Raw genomic sequence first — 16,146 nt, forward strand, 5'->3', positions numbered from 1 at the left:
CAGATAAACCGCGCAGGGAAGATACCTGTTCCAAAACATATAAAATACGTTTTAGAATGTATTTAATTATACGAGGTTCCATGAGGAAAGTCAATGAGTCATAACACAAAAGTTGCCTGTCCCGGTTCTTTTAACCGGCCGGGAAGGAATGATGGAAATAATTTGCATCTACCCGGAAGATCCATATATTTCCATGACGTCTGTTCAGCGCGGACAGGAAGCGTCAGCAGGAAGAAAGAAAAGATACAATCCTTGAGGATTTCTGAAATGATTTATTCCTTCTTTTTAGAAGCGGCAGCGGCGGCAGCAGCGCCAAGGGCCAGGACGCCCAGAGCTGCGACAGCCAGCTTGCTGTAAGGAATCGTATCCGGCAGATTCAGTCTGCGTTTTGCCCGTGCGGGAAGGGACAGGGGCTTTACTGCAGTGACGACAAGTGCGCCCAGGCGGGAAGCTGTTTCCACATCCCGGAAACCGGCATCTTCGAGAAGGTCTCTGATATCGTCCCGGCCATAGGCCTGCATGCCGGGAATCAGGGCTGCAAAGAACTTGTCCAGCGGAGCAAGGCCTCCCTTGGAAAGGAGGAGCAGAATCTTTCCTTCCGCCTTCATGACACGGGAAATTTCCTTGAAACATTTGGCGGGATCTTCCCAGAAAAAGAATGTATCCTCCACGACTACAAGATCAAATTTGCCTGCACCGAATGGGAGAATGTCTGCGGATCCTTCATAGACCTGGCAGCGGCCCTCACCAATGGCTTCTTCATTGAGGCGGAATGCGAAGTCCACCGCCCGGAACGATTCATCCATACCGCTCACGTGGCCTTTGGGGGCCAGCTTTGTCAGCCGTTCCAGATTTTTTCCGCCGCAGCATCCGATATCAAGGATTTCCGCATCCTCCGGAATATCAATCCGCGAAAGGCCCCAGAGAGAAAGGGGCGTGTTCCACAGGTTGGAAGCAGTGAGCAGGCAGTTTTCTACTTTTGCGCCGGTCGCTGCATTCTTAAGTTCAAGATTCATAGTGGTACCTCCTTGTGAAAATTTTTTCGTACATATTATATTCTTTATTATAACCGATTCTGTTTTGAGAGAGAAGAGAGGGCGGGACCTCCTTATTTCACGGATTTTACAGGTCTGCTTTTCATTTTTCAGGTACATCTTCGGAAGGCGTCCCTCTTTCCGGCAGATGGATGGTTTTGCCGCTTCTATACATATATAATTGTATATTTTGTATAAAAATGAGTAACGCGTTAGTGACTGAAAAATCCTGCAAAGCCAGAAATTATCGATAAAAAACAGATATACATTTTTATAATTTATCGGATAAAAGGAAATATTTCAAAATTACGCTTGCAATAATATACATAAAGCTGTATAATTATCACAGTTTGAGAAGCCCGCTGTGAAGGGCTGTGAAATTGTCTATTTCCTTAAGAAAGGCGGCATTATTATGGCTGATGTAAAAAATGTTAAAAAAGTAGTTCTTGCTTATTCCGGTGGTCTCGATACTTCCGTCATCATTCCCTGGCTGAAAGAAAATTATGGCTGCGAAGTCATTGCCTGCACCGTAAACCTGGGGCAGCCGGAAGATTTCGATGCCATTCATAAAAAAGCGCTGGCTTCCGGCGCATCCTATGCGGAAACCCTGGATGTACGCAAAGAATTCATTGAAGAATATGCCTACAAAGTCCTTCAGGCTGACGGTCAGTATGAAGGCAAGTACCTGCTGGGCACTTCCTTTGCCCGTCCGCTCATCGGCAAATGCCTGGTGGACATGGCCAAGAAATATGGCGCAGATGCCATCTGCCACGGCGCTACCGGCAAGGGCAATGACCAGGTCCGTTTCGAACTGACTGTAAAGGCTCTGGCTCCCCACATGAAGATCATCGCTCCCTGGAGAATCTGGGATATGAAGTCCAGAGAAGATGAAATGGCTTATGCGGAAGCCCATGGCGTACCGATTGACAAATACGACGAAAAACAGACGGATGAAGAAAAAGCAGCCCAGAAATATCCGTACTCCATGGACTGGAATATGTGGCACCTTTCCCACGAAGGGGATGATCTGGAAAATCCGGCCAATGCGCCTCATAAAGATATGTACCTCGTTACCTGCGATCCGGCAGACGCTCCGGACAAGGATGAACTGGTGACCATCGAATTTGAAAAAGGCGTACCGGTGGCTGTAAATGGCAAGAAGATGGACGGGGTGGAACTGGTGAATACCCTGAATGAAATCGGGGCCAGAAACGGCATCGGTATCGACGATCTTGTGGAAAACAGACTGGTAGGCATGAAATCCAGAGGGGTTTATGAAAATCCCTGCGGTTCCATCCTCTTCTATGCTCATACCGAACTGGAAAGACTCTGCCTCGACCGGGCAACCTTCCATTTCAAACAGGTAACGGCTGTGAAATATTCCGAACTCGTTTATGACGGTATGTGGTTTGCTCCTCTGAGAGAAGCGCTGCAGGCCTTTGCAGAGAAGACCTCTGAAACCGTAACCGGTAAAGTTACGCTTCGCCTCTATAAAGGAAATATCATGTCCCATGGCGCTGAAAGCCCGTACTCCCTGTACAATGAAGAATTCGTAACCTTTGGCGAAGATGATGTATACAACCAGGCCGATGCAGAAGGCTTCATCAACCTCTTCGGACTGCCGCTTACTATCAGAGCCCTGATGAAGGAGAAAAACAGCAAATGAGTGAAATGATGTGGGGCGGACGCTTCACGAAAGCAGAAGAGAAAAACGCCCTCGATTTCAACGCATCCATTTCCTTTGACTGCCGTATGTATAAAGAAGATATTGCCGGATCCATGGCCCATGCGGCCATGCTGGCAAATCAAGGAATTATTTCCAAAGAGGACTCACAAAAAATTACTGAGGGTCTCAAAAAGATCAAGAAGGAAATCGATGAGGGGAAATTTGATTTCTCCATCGAGCTGGAAGACATTCACATGAATGTGGAAAAACGGCTCACCGATGATATAGGCGATGCCGGCGCCCGCCTCCATACGGCGCGGAGCCGGAATGACCAGTGTGCCCTGGATCTTCATATGTATATGAAGAGAAATATGGGACGCCTGGCAGACAAGCTCATCGCCCTGGAAGAAGCGCTGCTTTCTGCTTCGAAGAAATACAAAGATGTGATTCTTCCCGGTTATACCCACATGCAGCGGGCCCAGCCGGTACTCTTCGCCCACCATATGCTCTGCTACTTCGCTATGCTGGAGCGGGATTTCAGGCGGCTCATGGACTGTTATGAAATGACGGACATGTCTCCCATCGGCGCCTGTGCCCTGGCCGGCACCACCTATCCCACGGCTCCGGAAGAAGAGAGAGAAGCGCTCCATTTCGGAAAAATCTATGGAAACAGCCTGGATGCCGTTTCTGACAGGGATTACCTCCTTCAGTTCCTTTCCTTTGCCGCTATCTGCGCCATGCACCTTTCCCGGCTTTCGGAAGAATTCATTTACTGGAGTACCAGCGAATTCCAGTTCATCGAGCTGGACGACGGGTATTCCACGGGCAGCTCCATTATGCCCCAGAAGAAAAATCCGGATATGTGCGAGCTCATCCGCGGAAAGACCGGCCGTATTTACGGAAGCCTTATGGGCCTTCTGACCGTTATGAAAGGCCTGCCCCTTGCCTATGACAAGGATATGCAGGAAGATAAAGAGGGAGTCTTTGATGCCATTGACAACCTGTACTTTGCTCTCGATATTTATGCAGGCATGATCAATACCATGACCGTCAACGGCAGTCACACGAGGGAAGTGCTGGAGCATGACTTCTCCAATGCCACCGATATGGCAGACTACCTGGCAAAGAAAGGTCTTCCTTTCCGGAAAGCCCATGCCGTGGTGGGAAATGCGGTGCATTACTGCATAGAACATCACAAAGTGCTTCTGGACCTTTCCATGGAAGAACTGAAATCCTTATCTCCTCTCTTTGAAGAAGATATTCTGGAAACGCTGAAGATTGAAAACTGCGTGAAGAATCGCGAAAGCTATGGCGGTACAGGACCAAAGTCCGTGGCCCGTCAGCAGGCACATGGCGAAAAAGTCATTGCAGAGATGAAAGAGACTGCATCGGCCTGGAAAGAATCCATGGCCTTCCTCGGTTAAGCAGCCACGGCCAATGCGCCTGGTATAGACAATTTCACAGGGAAAAAGCCCCGCGAAAGCGGGGCTTTTTCTCTGTACCCCTGCATGGAATCAGCCTGGTTTCCATCAGAAACAAAGCTGATGGAACGCTTATGATGCCACAGGGGAGTCACTCATACCTTTTTTGCAATATACTCCTATAAAACTATACTATTTTTGCAAAGAGTATGCTAATTGAATAAATGTACCTTTTTTGTTTATACATAAAGTGGTATGATGAGTGAGACTGAACATCCAGGCAATCGTTATTTCCTTGATTGGAAGGGAGGATTTTTATGAATATTCATGAATATCAGGCAAAAGCCCTTATGAAAGAATATGGCATTCACGTGCCGGAAGGGTATTCTGCATTTACCGTTTCCGATGCTTCGATAGCAGCCAGACGTCTTGGGACACCGGTAGTCGTTGTCAAAGCACAGATTCATGCCGGCGGACGTGGTGAGGCAGGCGGCGTCAAACTGGCGCACAACGAAGAAGAAGTCCGTAAATATGCGAAAGAACTTCTCGGCTCCACCCTTGTGACCCGCCAGACCGGACCGAAAGGCAAGAAAGTAAACAGACTTCTTATTGAAGCCGGCTGTCATATCAAAAAGGAATACTACCTCTCCTTCGTTGTGGACCGCCAGAGCGAATGCGTCGTTATGATGGGTTCCGAGGCAGGCGGCATGTCTATTGAAGATATTGCGGCTAAAACTCCGGAAAAAATCATCCGTGAATACATCGACCCCGTCATCGGCCTTGCTGATTTCCAGGCACGGCGTATGGCATTCAGCCTTCATTTCGAACCGGCAGTCGTGAATAAAGCAGCCAAGTTCATGAAATGCCTGTACAAGATTTTTGTAGAAAAAGACTGCTCCCTGGCCGAAACGAACCCCATGGTCGTTACCGATGAAGGTGATGTCATGGCCCTGGATGCCAAGCTGAATTTCGATGACAGCACCCTCTCCCGTCATCCGGAAATCCTGGCACTTCGCGATATCACCGAAGAAGATGATAAGGAAATGAAAGCAGCTGCAGAAGGTTTGAACTACGTCAACCTGGGCGGCGACGTAGCCTGCATGGTCAATGGTGCAGGCCTGGCTATGGCAACTGTGGATATTATCAAGGAAAATGGCGGCGAACCGGCCAACTTCCTCGACGTAGGCGGCGATTCCACACCTGAAAAAATCGTGGCTGCCTTCCAGATTATGCTGGAAGATGATCAGGTGCATGGTATTCTGATCAATATTTTCGGCGGAATTAATAAATGCGATGTCATTGCTACCGGCATCGCACAGGCTGCGGCTCTCCTCTCCGGCGGCAAAGAAGAATTCCCCATTCCTGTAGTTGTCCGCCTCGAAGGCAGAAACGTGGAAAGGGGACGCCAGATTCTTGAAGAGGCAAATATCAAGAACCTTTACCCCGCATCTGATATGGATGACGGAGCCAAGAAGGTTATTCGTCTTGTTAAGGAAAATAAGAAATAAGGAGGGCTTATGAGCATTTTAATCAATAGAGGTACAAAAGTCATTGTACAGGGCATTACCGGCAAGGCTGCCCGTTTCCATACAGCCCAGATGCAGGCCGACGGTACCAGAATCGTCGGAGGTACAGCTCCCGGCAAGGCCGGAGAACTCTGCTGCGGCGTACCGGTTTTCAATACAGTCCGTGATGCAGCAAAAGCAACCGGCGCCAGGACTTCTGTCATTTTCGTCCCTGCAGCATTTGCAGCAGATGCCATTATGGAAGCCGTAGAAGCGGAAATGGATCTCGTCGTCTGCATTACCGAGCATATTCCGGTAGAACAGATGGTGCGCGTACACCGGTATATGGAAGGGAAGAAGACAAGACTCATCGGGCCGAACTGCCCGGGGCTCCTCTGCGTGGATGAAAGCAATATCGGCATCATTCCGGCCCAGATTTTCAAAAAAGGTCATGTAGGCGTCGTTTCCCGTTCCGGCACCCTCACCTATGAAGCCACTTTCCAGCTCACCAAGGCAGGTATCGGCCAGACCGGAGCTGTCGGCATCGGCGGCGACCCGATCAAAGGTACTGATTTCATCGATGTATTGAAGCTTTATAACGATGATGAAGATACCGAAGCAGTCCTCATGATCGGTGAAATCGGTGGCAATGCGGAAGAACAGGCAGCAAAGTGGATTCATGAAAATATGAGAAAACCGGTAGCAGCCTTCATCGCAGGCCGTCAGGCGCCTCCAGGAAAGCGCATGGGCCATGCAGGCGCTATCATTACCGGAGGCAAAGGCACAGCTGCTGAAAAGATTGCAGCCCTGGAAGCCGTAGGCATTCCGGTAGCCAATACCGTAGCCGACATCGGTGATACAGTCATTAAACTGCTGAAAGAAAAAGGACTGTACGAAATCTGCCATACCTGCTGATTTGTTTAACAGACAGAAGCTTTGGCCTTATAAAGAAAGAGACTCTGACAATTGTTTAGAGTCTCTTTTTGTTAGTTTTAGAAAGGTCCGGCATTCGTCATAATGGTATGCCGCGGTATTTTTATTTTCGAAAAATTTTTGATTTGCGGCCCGCGGTACCGGTCATGGAAAATGGATTCCGACTTGCTTTCATGAGCCTTTCTCCACTAACGGCTAACTGCTAACGGCGAATATCAAAACTCTCCCTCTTGACGGAATGGCTCTCTTCCATTAATGTAGATATAGTAATTGATTCAAAGCGGAGGTTCCCATGTTTGCCAAATTCCAGGATATGCTCCTCGTCCTTGTCCTCATTTATGCCGTTTACCGCATAGCAACGGTGGGCTTCACAACCATCAACCTTTTCATCCTTCTCTGTGCCATTGTGGCCGTCATCTCCATGGCTCTAAACAGAAGCGGCGCCTACGCCCGGGCCCAGAAGAAAAAGGAAGAAGCCATAAAGAAAATGGAAGAGGAAAAAGCAGAAAAAGAAAAGAAATAAAAATTGCCCCGGGGAGGGCTTTTTTTATTGTGCTTTTGGGGCAAATGGGGAATAGCTAACAGGTAATAGCTAATAGGGAATAGATAATAGGGAAACTTTCTTCAGAAGGGATAACTGTCTTGCATGAAACTGTACATTGGAGTTAATGGTTAATGAACGGGGAACTGTCTTTTGAAGGGTGGCTGCCTTACGGAAAACTGTGCATTGGGGTTAATGGTTAATGAATGGAGAGCTGTCATCCGAAGGATGGCCATCTTGCGTGAAACCGTACATTGGGGTTAATGGTTAATCGGAGTAACCCACGAATACAAATAAGCTGTCTGCACGAAAGCCTCGAAAGCTCAAGACGGACCGGCAGGCCAAACGAATACCCCAAAGTTTCAGGCACAAACGCCTCTTCAGCTCAAGACGGATCGGCAGGCCAAACGAATACCCCAAAGGCCCAGGCATAAAAGCCTCTGCAGCTCAAGTCGGACGGGCAGGCCCAGCGAATACCCCAAAGTTCCAGGCACAAACGCCTCGAAAGATCAAGTCGGACGGGCAGGCCCAGCGAATACCTCAAAGTTCCAGGCGCAAAAGCCTCTAAAGCGCAAGTCGGACCGGCGGGCCATACGAATACCCAAAAGGCCCAGGCCCGAAATCCTCTGCAGCTCAAGTCGAAAAGAAAGGCCAAAAACTTCCCATTTTTTGTCAAATTTCCATTAGTATGCTAAAATGAGAAATAACCACAGAAATCAAATTCTGATTTCTGGCACTTCGGAAAAAGAGGTGACTGTCATGAATCCTGATATGGAACTGGTAAAGAAAATCAATGGCCTGGCCGGGAAGGTGCGTCCTTTTGACCTGGCCATGGATCTTTTTACCCGTTACGGCCACTGGGCTTTTGTGATTTACGGACTTCTTCTCTGGTTTGCTCCGGGGAGTGACCGGGAGAAAAGGCGCCGGTCCTGCCTCATTATTTTCACGGAAGTCATTGTGGCATCCCTTATTTCCTTTATCATCGGCAAGGTCTGGTTCAGGAAGCGCCCTTTTACAAGGGATCCTGCCATCTGGAATTTTACAGGCCATAAGGCCAATGCATCCTTCCCCAGCAATCACACCATGCATGGATCTCTCATTGCCATGGAACTTCTGAGGTACCGTTTCAAAGGCTCCTGGCTCATGACGCTCCTCGCGGGTATTCTTGCCTTTTCCCGCCTCTTTTCGGGTATGCATTATCCTACGGACCTTCTCGGCGGATTTACGCTGGCCGGCATGGTGCACTTCCTTTTCCACCGTCCTTCGGTGATTCACTTTTTTAATCCCATTGCCCTCATTGCTTCTTTCATCAGCGATGTGCTGGTAATGAAGGTCAGGGGGCGGTGAGATGGCAGAATCCGTAGAAAACGGAAGCAAAATGTCCATTATGCGCATCGTCCAGGTGCTCCTTCGTGAATCGGATAAGGACCACCCGCTGACGCAGCAGGAAATATTAAGGATGCTGGAAGAAAAATACGGCATGACGGTGAGCAGGAAGTCAGTCAGCCGGAACCTGAACCGGCTGAAGGAGGCAGGCCTTCCGGTGATGTGCCGGGAGGTGACCCGGGTGATCAACGGTAAAGAGGCACCCCTCTCTCTTGACTGGTACTGGGACCATGTGCTGAACCAGGAAGAGCTTAAGACACTCATTGACCTTCTTTATTTCTCCCATCTGCCAAGCCAGCAGGTCCGTCAGCTGGCGGACAAACTGAAAAAAATCCAGAGCAGCTCTTTTGAAGACGGGAAAGGAAATATCCGAAACCTTCCATCGGCTGCCAGGACGGCCGGCTGTGATGAAGTGCTGAATCTGATTTCCAGGGCCTGCAGCCAGAAAAAGATGATTTCTTTCTTTTATGATCATTATGAAGCTGACGGGAAGCGCCATCACGGGTATACGATTTCCGGCAATGCCCGTCTTTACCGGGCCAGTCCCTACCAGATCATCGCATCCGACGACCGGTATATTCTCCTGTGCAATCTGGAGGGGAGCGAGGAAATATCCATATTCCGGGTAGACCTTATGGCGGATATCCTGATTCTCGACGAACCGGCGAGACTGCAGACTTCCATCCCCGTACTGGAGAAGGGAGGCAGGCTTTCCGACTGGGTTTCCTCGACCAGCGATATTTATACGGGCTCGCCCATGCTATGCACCTTTGAGGCCGACTGGCACCTGATGAGCGATATCATCAGCGATTTCGGCAAATCGGCCCGCCTGGTCTCCGCCAGGCAGAATCTGGTGCTGGTGGAAATCACGATCCAGACGGAAGCACTGAAGGCCTGGGCCCTGAAGCATGCGCCGCTGGTGAAGATCCTTTCACCTTCGTTCCTGGCAAAAGAGGTGAGGGAGGCGGCAGATGGACTTGTCCGCCTCTATGGCTCATCATGACAGCAGTGAAAATAATTGTCGGGATTCTTCTGGTCATCCTTCTTCTGCTCCTCATTCCCCTTACCTATTCCATTTCCTTTGAAAAATGGAAACTCACGGTCAGGGTGGGGGCCCTCTTCGGGCTGATTTCCAAAGTGATAGAAATCGATCCCATGAAGAAGAAAAAGAAAGAATCGGAAGAATCGGCAGAAGAACTGGATGAAGCGCTGGACGAACTGGACGAATCGGTATCCGGCAAAACAGGCCCCATCATGCCGGAAGAACCTCTTGAAATAAAGACAGACGAGAAAAGTCCGACGTCCGCGGAAAGCCGGCCTGCGGAGAAAAAGCCGGAGGAAGAGGAAAAAGAGGAACCTCAAAAAGAGGAATCAAAGAAAAATAAAAAAAATAAGCCTTCCCTTCTTGCGCAGGGACGCTTTGCATTGGATAATGGACTTATAAAGCTTGTGCTCATTGCAGCAGCCAAAATCATTGACCATGGCTTTCCCCGCCGCTGGCAGGTGGAAGGAAAGCTGGGCCTTCCGGACCCCATGTATACCGGGGTGTTCCAGGGGCTCCTGTACGCCACCCTCCCCGGGGCGGCGGAAGAGATCGAATGGGATTATCTGGAAACCGTTTTCACTTTAAAGGGGCGTGGCCGGGGACGGCTCATTCCTCTCTATGTACTTTATATTCTACTCAAACTTGCGGTATCAAAAGAAGCAAGAGAATTCTGGCATTTCAGACAAGGGGGAAAACAGAATGGATGATGAAGTAAGAAAGCAGATTTTTGATGATTTCAAAAAAATGGTAACCACGGAATCGGTAGTAGGTGAACCGATTTACCTGGGAGACGCAACCATCGTCCCCTTTGTGGATATTTCCTTCGGCTTCGGCAGCGGTTCCCACACGGGGAGCGGCGCTTCCGGCGGCGCAGGCGGCGGCAAAGTAACGCCTACGGCAGTCCTCATCATGAAAGGGGAAAGAGTGGAACTCTTCTCCATCAAGAATGCTACGCCCAATGGAACTATCGATAAAGTCCTCAATATGGTGCCGGAAGTGGTATCCCATTTCACAAAGAAGAAAGAAAAGAAAGCGGAAGTCCGCGAAGCTGCCCTGAAGGAAGCCAAACAGGCCATGCAGGAAGAAGCGGAAACGGCAGCTATCGAAGCAAAAGGGGATAAGGCGTGAGTACGGAGAGCTGTGGAAATATAATTTTTCCGCAGCTCTTTTATTGCAGCCGTGAATCGTGACCCGTGAAGGATAGGGTTTCCCTGCTGGAAACCAATCTTATATAGTACGCATCGTTCATGGGATGCCCCCCAAAGCCCATATAAAACTGCCCGCAGGGCGCCGCCTAAACGAAGAACGAATAACGATATCGATATTTGAGGAAACGCAAATCTCACAGCCATTTCTCCCAATCGTAAACATTGTAAAGCTGACTGAAAACCATGACTTTCCCATTGACATGGACGAATTCTTTGATTAAAATTAATACATACTTGCTTTTACCCCCAATTTGAGGGCGAGTTAGGAGGACAATATGAAAATGAATAAAGCTGTCGCAGCCATCGCTGCTGGTATGATTGCATTTGGTTCCGTATTTTCTGCTTCTGCAGCAGGAATCGGTTATGTGAATTTTGACTACCTCATGAATTCTCATCCGAAGATGCAGAAAGCTCAGCTGGACTTCAAGGCTGCCGCTCAGAAAGCTTCTGAAACTTTCAGGAGCAAAGCTGCCGGCAAGACCGATCAGGAAAAACAGCAGATTGCAACCGACCTGGACAAAGAACTGCAGGAAAAAGAAAGATCCCTGATTACACCGATCCGTACTGATGTGATCAAAGCTATCCAGCAGGTTCGTCAGGAAAAGAGCCTGGATGTCATTCTGGAACAGGCTGCTGTCGTTGACGGCGGTGTAGATGTAACCTCTGCGGTTGCTCAGAAACTGGCAAAATAATTGATTCCGGAAACGGTGCAGCCCATGGCTGCACCGTTTTTTCTTACCGGGAGGGAAAAAGAATGGATAAGCTGTCTCTACTTTGCAAAGCCATGATTACCTATGATAAAGGCGACGTCCGCCGCATTCATCATTTCCTGAAAGTTCACGCCTTCGCCCGCCAGATCGGCCTGGAAGAAGGACTTGATGAAAAGACGCTCTTCCGCCTGGAAGCGGCAGCCTATGTACATGATATCGGTATTCACGAAGGGGAGAGGCGTTTCGGCAGAAACGACGGCATGATCCAGCAGGAACTGGGACCGGGAGAATCCCGTCCCATGCTGGAAGCCCTTTCCTTTGATGAAGAGGATATCGAACGCATCTTGTGGCTGGTGGCCCATCATCACTCCTATGGCTCCATCGACGGTCCGGATGCGCAGATCCTGGCGGAAGCGGATATGCTGGTCAACCAGTATGAAGACAATGCTCCGCGGAAACAGAATGAAGCGCTCTATCACCGCCTTTACAAGACGACTGCTGGGAAGCGGATTTTTGAAGAACTGTATTTTGAGGATTACAAGGCAGGAAAAGAATGAGAGATACTTCACTCGTTTACCCGTTCCGGGGAGACGGGAAAATCCTTCTTGGCCGCAAGCGGCGGGGCATGGGCTATGGGAAATGGAACGGCTTCGGCGGAAAAATCGAAGCCGGTGAAACCATGCGCGAGTGCGCCGCAAGAGAGCTCTACGAAGAGTGCGGCCTGCGTTCCAATACGGAAGATCTGGAAATGGTGGCAGACCTCTATTTCCATCAGCCATCAGCTCTTGAATGGTCCCATGCAGGCATTGTGTACTTTGCGAAGAAATGGATGGGAATCCCCTGCCTTTCGGAAGAAATGGAACCCCGCTGGTTTTCACCGGAAGAATTTCCCTATGAGGAAATGTGGATGGCCGACAAAGTGTGGCTTCCACTCGTCCTTTCGGGACGGAAAATACGGGGCATCATCTACTTTGCAGAAGACGGGGAAACCGTCTATGATTACGAATTCAGGGAAATGGAATGAAACCATCTGACAAGTGGACCGGAAAGCTCCTTGCCTGGTTTGATGACCATAAAAGGGACCTTCCCTGGAGGGAAGACAAGCCACGGAATCCCTATCACGTATGGATTTCGGAAATCATGCTGCAGCAGACGCGGACCGAAGCGGTGAAGCCCTATTTCCATTCCTGGATGGAAAAATTTCCAACCATTCATGATCTTGCAAAGGCTTCGGAAGCGGAAGTCCTCCACCAGTGGCAGGGCCTTGGCTATTACAGCCGGGCAAGGAATATCCATAAAGCGGCAAGGGAAATGGAAGAAAAATACGGCGCCCGGCTTCCTCAGGACAAAGAAGAAATCCGCAGCCTTCCCGGCATCGGGGACTATACGGCAGGCGCCATCCTCTCCATGGCTTACGGAAAAAAAGAAGGAGCCATCGATGGCAATGTGCTCCGCGTCTATGCAAGACTTTATCAAATTGAAGAAGATATTTTAAAGAGCAGGGGAAAAAAGGCCATCGCCTCCCTGGTGGAAAAGACGCTGCCGGAAAGGGCAGGGGACTTCAATGAAGCCTTGATGGATCTCGGGGCAGATGTGTGCATTCCCAAATCCCCCCGCTGCAGGGAATGTCCTCTCCGGGGCGAATGCATGGCCTTTGAAAAGGGTTTGCAGGATAAACTGCCCCTTCGCACGAAAAAGAAACCACAGCTCCTTCAGGAAGCGGCCTGCGGAATCATCATGAAAGAAGGAAAGGTGCTCCTTCACAAAAGGCCCTCCCGCGGCATGCTGGCCTCCATGTGGGAATTTCCCATGATCCTTTCGGAATCGGCGGAAACTTCCCGGGCTGAACTGGAATCACTCCTTCAGTCAGAGGCGGAAGAACTGGTGTGGAAATATAAACATGTCTTCACCCACCGCATCTGGATGATGAAAGCCTATACCATGAAAAGCTGCGTAGTACCAAAAGGAGAGTACCGCTGGTTTACCGCAGAAGAATACAAAGAAATCCCCCTCGCAGGCCCTCACGCAAAGCTGGCAGCCTTCACGGAAAAACTGTTACGGGAAGAAGGAGACTTCTGATACAATAAAAGCGGAAGAACTTTTTGAGCCCTTAGTAGTTAGCCGATAGCAGTTAGCAATCCTCAAAGTTACTGGAAATGGCTAATGGCGAATAGCTAATGGCTGATTGTCTGGGAACTTTATTCCGAAGGAGACTGTCCTTCGGAAAACTGTATATATCCTTTCACAAACTTAAAGTGCATAAGGGAACCTGCCGGTTTAAAAGCCTTTGTTTCGGGAATCCCGGGAGTTTCGGGGTGGTGCGGCGCAATAGTAAAAAGCGCCGCAAAATCTTTATATAACAAATATGATTCTATAAATCTCGATTCCGATTGAGAGATAAAAGAATCAGCACCTTGAAGCAAAATCCCCATACAAAACTCGCGGCCCATCAGGGCCGCCACCTTCCCGATAATCCCGCACCCCGCACCCCGTATCCCGCACCCCGATTCAACGGCTGATGGCTAACAGCTATTACCCATTACCCATCAGCAGAAATCTCAGTTTTCCCCCCCCCGAAAGGAGTCCCCCATGTTCGAGCGCATGATACTTATGATTTTTTCCATTCTGGGTCTCCTGAATGGCTCTCTTTTTGCGCTCATCATGAGGAGGCGGAATTTTTTCCGTTACACTTTTGGCGGATTCCTTATAGGGCTCGCTTCGGCGGGATATTTCGTATGGTATGCGAAAGGCTATGACGGGCTGGGAACCTGGTCCCTGTGGCTGGGCTACCTTTTCTGCGGCCTCATGGTGAGCCAGATTGTTTTATTTCCTGCCTATGTCATTCTTCCCTTCTTCACGATTTCAAAGAAACTGAAAAAACCTGCCCAATACCTGTCTCTGGCGGCCCTGGCGGCAGCGCTCTTCATCGGCATTTTCGGAGCTGTCGACGGAAACCGTCGGGAAGTGACGGAGTATCTGGATGTCTATGTGGAAGGCCTTCCGGAAGCCTTTGACGGCTACAAGGCGGCCCAGCTCACGGATACCCACATCGGACCCTATTTCCGGGCGGAGGATCTCCCCCATGAATTCGACCGGGCCAGGGAAGAGGGGGCGCAGGTGGTCTTCTTCACGGGCGACCTTATCGATGATGTGCGCCATATGCCGGAAGCGGCCGGTACCCTTTCTGAGAAATATAAGGATTTTGAAGACGGAATCATTTATGTCTGGGGCAATCACGAATATTACCGGGGCCAGGCCTATATTCATGGTTTCCTGAACCAGACGCCTGTAAAGATTCTGGAAAATGAACACATGAAGATTACCAGGAATGGAGAATCCCTGTATGTAGCAGGCGTTGACTATCCCTGGGTACGGGGTGAACGGAGCAAAGCCTTCCAGCGCCAGCGGAAAGACATGACCGAATGGGCCTATGAAGGAATTCCGAAGGATGCGAAAGTCATCCTGCTCGCCCATAATTCCTCTTTCATCGATGAAGGTTTTGCACGGGGAGCCATCCTCACCCTGACGGGCCATACCCACGGTACCCAGTTCGGCCTTTTCGGACGGCCCATCATTACGCCTTTCAAATTCACCCGCGGCCTTTACTCCGACGGTACCCATCCCGGCTACGTCTCCAGAGGCAGCGCCAGCTGGTTTCCCTTCCGCTTCTCCTGCCCCAGGGAACTGGTCATTATCACATTTCATAGAAAATAGAATCATACATTTAGAGAGCCTGGCAAGGGAAAGGGATAAGAGGAAAGGGATAAGGGAAGGTGACGCCGCCCGGCGGCGCGAGTTTGTATGGGGACTTTTCACAGGCAGGGCTTAAAGACTCTGCAGTGCTAAAATAAAAAGCTTTCACTGAATGGAAATTCAATGAAAGCTTTTATTTTGGAATAGACAGGAAAATAAATTTGTCAATGGGGGCACTGACCGGGAGCCGAAGGCTTCATACATAAGATTGGTTTTCCGCAGGAAAACCATATCCTTTCCTTTTCCCTTTTCCCGTTCCCCTTTCCCCTCGTTCATGGAGAATTTGTCAGAACTCAGCTCTTCGCCGTAGAGATTGTCGTATCGATCTTATTTTCCGGTTTCTGGGAAATCTGCACGATTTCACTGCGGATCCGTTCCATTTCATCGTTGTTGTCCTGAGTGAGGGGCTTGAGGGTGACGGTGGAACCATCTGCATTGGTGAAAGGGGTATCCATGGTCTTGGAGATTGTATTGTAAGAGAGCGCGAGATCTTTGCCGCCTTTTTTCGGGGTCACTACGAGCCTTCCGCCATCGACTACGCCAGTGCCTGCCAGAGATCCGTCCACTTCACGGCTGCCCTGCTGGACTTTATGGTCTACATTGATGGTTCCATCCTCGTTCTTTGTGAAATTGATGGTTTCCAGATTGCGGATATTATCGCCGGACCAGTTGATCCCTGCGTCCTGCACGCCCCACCAGGTGCCCTGCCAGGGACCGCCGCTGATGAAGTGAACAAAAATAAAGAATCCGCCTGCTATAAGTATGATAATGGCAATGAGTAAAAGTGCCAGTTTTTTCATGATTACACGTCCTTAGGGAAATAGAGAGTATACAAGTTAATTATATAAAAAACAGACAAATAAAGGAAGGTGTTTTTTGAATTTTATTTTACCTTTCTTCAGCGGGAATTTTACAAAAATGGCTTTATTTTCAGTCAAACGAAA

17 protein-coding genes are annotated in these 16,146 nt (G+C 49.4%); 14 read left to right on the forward strand and 3 right to left on the reverse strand.

Features of this window, described 5'->3' with window-relative positions; genetic code table 11:
* Positions 1–272 precede the first annotated feature (272 nt).
* Entirely contained in the window at positions 273–1,016 is a 744-nt protein-coding gene (locus tag QZN42_RS02805; protein WP_296954210.1) for a class I SAM-dependent methyltransferase, read from the reverse strand.
* Between the two features lie 430 nt (positions 1,017–1,446).
* Between QZN42_RS02805 and QZN42_RS02810 the strand changes: the two genes are divergently transcribed.
* The 13 genes from QZN42_RS02810 to mutY all read left to right on the forward strand — a co-directional run bounded on the left by QZN42_RS02810 (position 1,447) and on the right by mutY (position 13,528).
* The gene (locus tag QZN42_RS02810; protein ID WP_296954211.1) at positions 1,447–2,700 is read left to right on the forward strand and encodes an argininosuccinate synthase; all 1,254 of its coding nucleotides are present in this window, start codon (positions 1,447–1,449) and stop codon (positions 2,698–2,700) included.
* Positions 2,697–4,124, forward strand: coding sequence for an argininosuccinate lyase (argH, locus tag QZN42_RS02815; RefSeq protein ID WP_296954212.1), 1,428 nt, complete (start codon positions 2,697–2,699; stop codon positions 4,122–4,124). Before QZN42_RS02810 ends, argH begins: the two co-directional genes overlap by 4 nt.
* A gap of 314 nt (positions 4,125–4,438) precedes the next feature.
* On the forward strand, positions 4,439–5,629 hold the full coding sequence (gene sucC / locus QZN42_RS02820; RefSeq protein WP_296954213.1) for an ADP-forming succinate--CoA ligase subunit beta: 1,191 nt from the start codon (positions 4,439–4,441) through the stop codon (positions 5,627–5,629).
* Positions 5,630–5,638: 9 nt separating this feature from the next.
* Complete coding sequence (gene sucD, locus QZN42_RS02825) at positions 5,639–6,541, forward strand: succinate--CoA ligase subunit alpha (RefSeq protein ID WP_296954214.1); 903 nt, start codon at positions 5,639–5,641, stop codon at positions 6,539–6,541.
* A 310-nt stretch (positions 6,542–6,851) separates the two neighbouring features.
* The gene (locus QZN42_RS02830; RefSeq protein WP_296954215.1) at positions 6,852–7,082 is read left to right on the forward strand and encodes an RNA helicase; all 231 of its coding nucleotides are present in this window, start codon (positions 6,852–6,854) and stop codon (positions 7,080–7,082) included.
* 777 nt (positions 7,083–7,859) lie between these two features.
* Positions 7,860–8,447 (forward strand): phosphatase PAP2 family protein, encoded by a 588-nt coding sequence (locus QZN42_RS02835; protein ID WP_296954216.1) that lies wholly within the window; start codon positions 7,860–7,862, stop codon positions 8,445–8,447.
* Position 8,448: 1 nt separating this feature from the next.
* On the forward strand, positions 8,449–9,489 hold the full coding sequence (locus QZN42_RS02840; RefSeq protein ID WP_296954217.1) for a YafY family protein: 1,041 nt from the start codon (positions 8,449–8,451) through the stop codon (positions 9,487–9,489).
* Complete coding sequence (locus QZN42_RS02845; protein ID WP_296954218.1) at positions 9,486–10,238, forward strand: hypothetical protein; 753 nt, start codon at positions 9,486–9,488, stop codon at positions 10,236–10,238. Before QZN42_RS02840 ends, QZN42_RS02845 begins: the two co-directional genes overlap by 4 nt.
* Positions 10,231–10,659: a GerW family sporulation protein gene (locus QZN42_RS02850; protein ID WP_296954219.1), complete on the forward strand. Its 429-nt coding sequence runs from the start codon at positions 10,231–10,233 to the stop codon at positions 10,657–10,659. The genes QZN42_RS02845 and QZN42_RS02850 overlap by 8 nt, the downstream gene beginning before the upstream one ends.
* Before the next feature lie 355 nt (positions 10,660–11,014).
* On the forward strand, positions 11,015–11,431 hold the full coding sequence (locus QZN42_RS02855; protein WP_296954220.1) for an OmpH family outer membrane protein: 417 nt from the start codon (positions 11,015–11,017) through the stop codon (positions 11,429–11,431).
* Positions 11,432–11,493: 62 nt separating this feature from the next.
* Positions 11,494–12,006, forward strand: a complete 513-nt coding sequence (locus QZN42_RS02860; protein ID WP_296954221.1) for an HD domain-containing protein — start codon at positions 11,494–11,496, stop codon at positions 12,004–12,006.
* On the forward strand, positions 12,003–12,473 hold the full coding sequence (locus QZN42_RS02865; RefSeq protein WP_296954222.1) for an 8-oxo-dGTP diphosphatase: 471 nt from the start codon (positions 12,003–12,005) through the stop codon (positions 12,471–12,473). Before QZN42_RS02860 ends, QZN42_RS02865 begins: the two co-directional genes overlap by 4 nt.
* Positions 12,470–13,528: an A/G-specific adenine glycosylase gene (gene mutY / locus QZN42_RS02870; RefSeq protein WP_296954223.1), complete on the forward strand. Its 1,059-nt coding sequence runs from the start codon at positions 12,470–12,472 to the stop codon at positions 13,526–13,528. Before QZN42_RS02865 ends, mutY begins: the two co-directional genes overlap by 4 nt.
* Positions 13,529–13,647: 119 nt before the next feature.
* On the opposite strand, the gene QZN42_RS02875 is transcribed toward mutY, so the two are convergent.
* Positions 13,648–13,899, reverse strand: a complete 252-nt coding sequence (locus QZN42_RS02875; RefSeq protein WP_296954224.1) for a hypothetical protein — start codon at positions 13,897–13,899, stop codon at positions 13,648–13,650.
* Between the two features lie 139 nt (positions 13,900–14,038).
* Between QZN42_RS02875 and QZN42_RS02880 the strand changes: the two genes are divergently transcribed.
* A complete protein-coding gene (locus tag QZN42_RS02880) occupies positions 14,039–15,163 on the forward strand; it encodes a metallophosphoesterase (RefSeq protein WP_296954225.1) in 1,125 nt (374 codons plus the stop codon).
* 332 nt (positions 15,164–15,495) lie between these two features.
* On the opposite strand, the gene QZN42_RS02885 is transcribed toward QZN42_RS02880, so the two are convergent.
* The gene (locus QZN42_RS02885) at positions 15,496–16,002 is read right to left on the reverse strand and encodes a succinate dehydrogenase (RefSeq protein WP_296954226.1); all 507 of its coding nucleotides are present in this window, start codon (positions 16,000–16,002) and stop codon (positions 15,496–15,498) included.
* Positions 16,003–16,146: the final 144 nt, after the last annotated feature.

The organism is uncultured Dialister sp., assembly GCA_900314595.1.
Classification (GTDB): Bacteria; Bacillota; Negativicutes; order Veillonellales; family Dialisteraceae; genus Dialister.

Coding starts and splice junctions, on each gene's coding strand:
- QZN42_RS02805 (WP_296954210.1), bottom strand. CDS start 1,016: ATGAATCTTGAACTTAAGAATGCAGCGACCGGCGCAAAAGTAGAAAAC.
- QZN42_RS02810 (WP_296954211.1), top strand. CDS start 1,447: ATGGCTGATGTAAAAAATGTTAAAAAAGTAGTTCTTGCTTATTCCGGT.
- argH (WP_296954212.1), top strand. CDS start 2,697: ATGAGTGAAATGATGTGGGGCGGACGCTTCACGAAAGCAGAAGAGAAA.
- sucC (WP_296954213.1), top strand. CDS start 4,439: ATGAATATTCATGAATATCAGGCAAAAGCCCTTATGAAAGAATATGGC.
- sucD (WP_296954214.1), top strand. CDS start 5,639: ATGAGCATTTTAATCAATAGAGGTACAAAAGTCATTGTACAGGGCATT.
- QZN42_RS02830 (WP_296954215.1), top strand. CDS start 6,852: ATGTTTGCCAAATTCCAGGATATGCTCCTCGTCCTTGTCCTCATTTAT.
- QZN42_RS02835 (WP_296954216.1), top strand. CDS start 7,860: ATGAATCCTGATATGGAACTGGTAAAGAAAATCAATGGCCTGGCCGGG.
- QZN42_RS02840 (WP_296954217.1), top strand. CDS start 8,449: ATGGCAGAATCCGTAGAAAACGGAAGCAAAATGTCCATTATGCGCATC.
- QZN42_RS02845 (WP_296954218.1), top strand. CDS start 9,486: ATGACAGCAGTGAAAATAATTGTCGGGATTCTTCTGGTCATCCTTCTT.
- QZN42_RS02850 (WP_296954219.1), top strand. CDS start 10,231: ATGGATGATGAAGTAAGAAAGCAGATTTTTGATGATTTCAAAAAAATG.
- QZN42_RS02855 (WP_296954220.1), top strand. CDS start 11,015: ATGAAAATGAATAAAGCTGTCGCAGCCATCGCTGCTGGTATGATTGCA.
- QZN42_RS02860 (WP_296954221.1), top strand. CDS start 11,494: ATGGATAAGCTGTCTCTACTTTGCAAAGCCATGATTACCTATGATAAA.
- QZN42_RS02865 (WP_296954222.1), top strand. CDS start 12,003: ATGAGAGATACTTCACTCGTTTACCCGTTCCGGGGAGACGGGAAAATC.
- mutY (WP_296954223.1), top strand. CDS start 12,470: ATGAAACCATCTGACAAGTGGACCGGAAAGCTCCTTGCCTGGTTTGAT.
- QZN42_RS02875 (WP_296954224.1), bottom strand. CDS start 13,899: ATGGGCCGCGAGTTTTGTATGGGGATTTTGCTTCAAGGTGCTGATTCT.
- QZN42_RS02880 (WP_296954225.1), top strand. CDS start 14,039: ATGTTCGAGCGCATGATACTTATGATTTTTTCCATTCTGGGTCTCCTG.
- QZN42_RS02885 (WP_296954226.1), bottom strand. CDS start 16,002: ATGAAAAAACTGGCACTTTTACTCATTGCCATTATCATACTTATAGCA.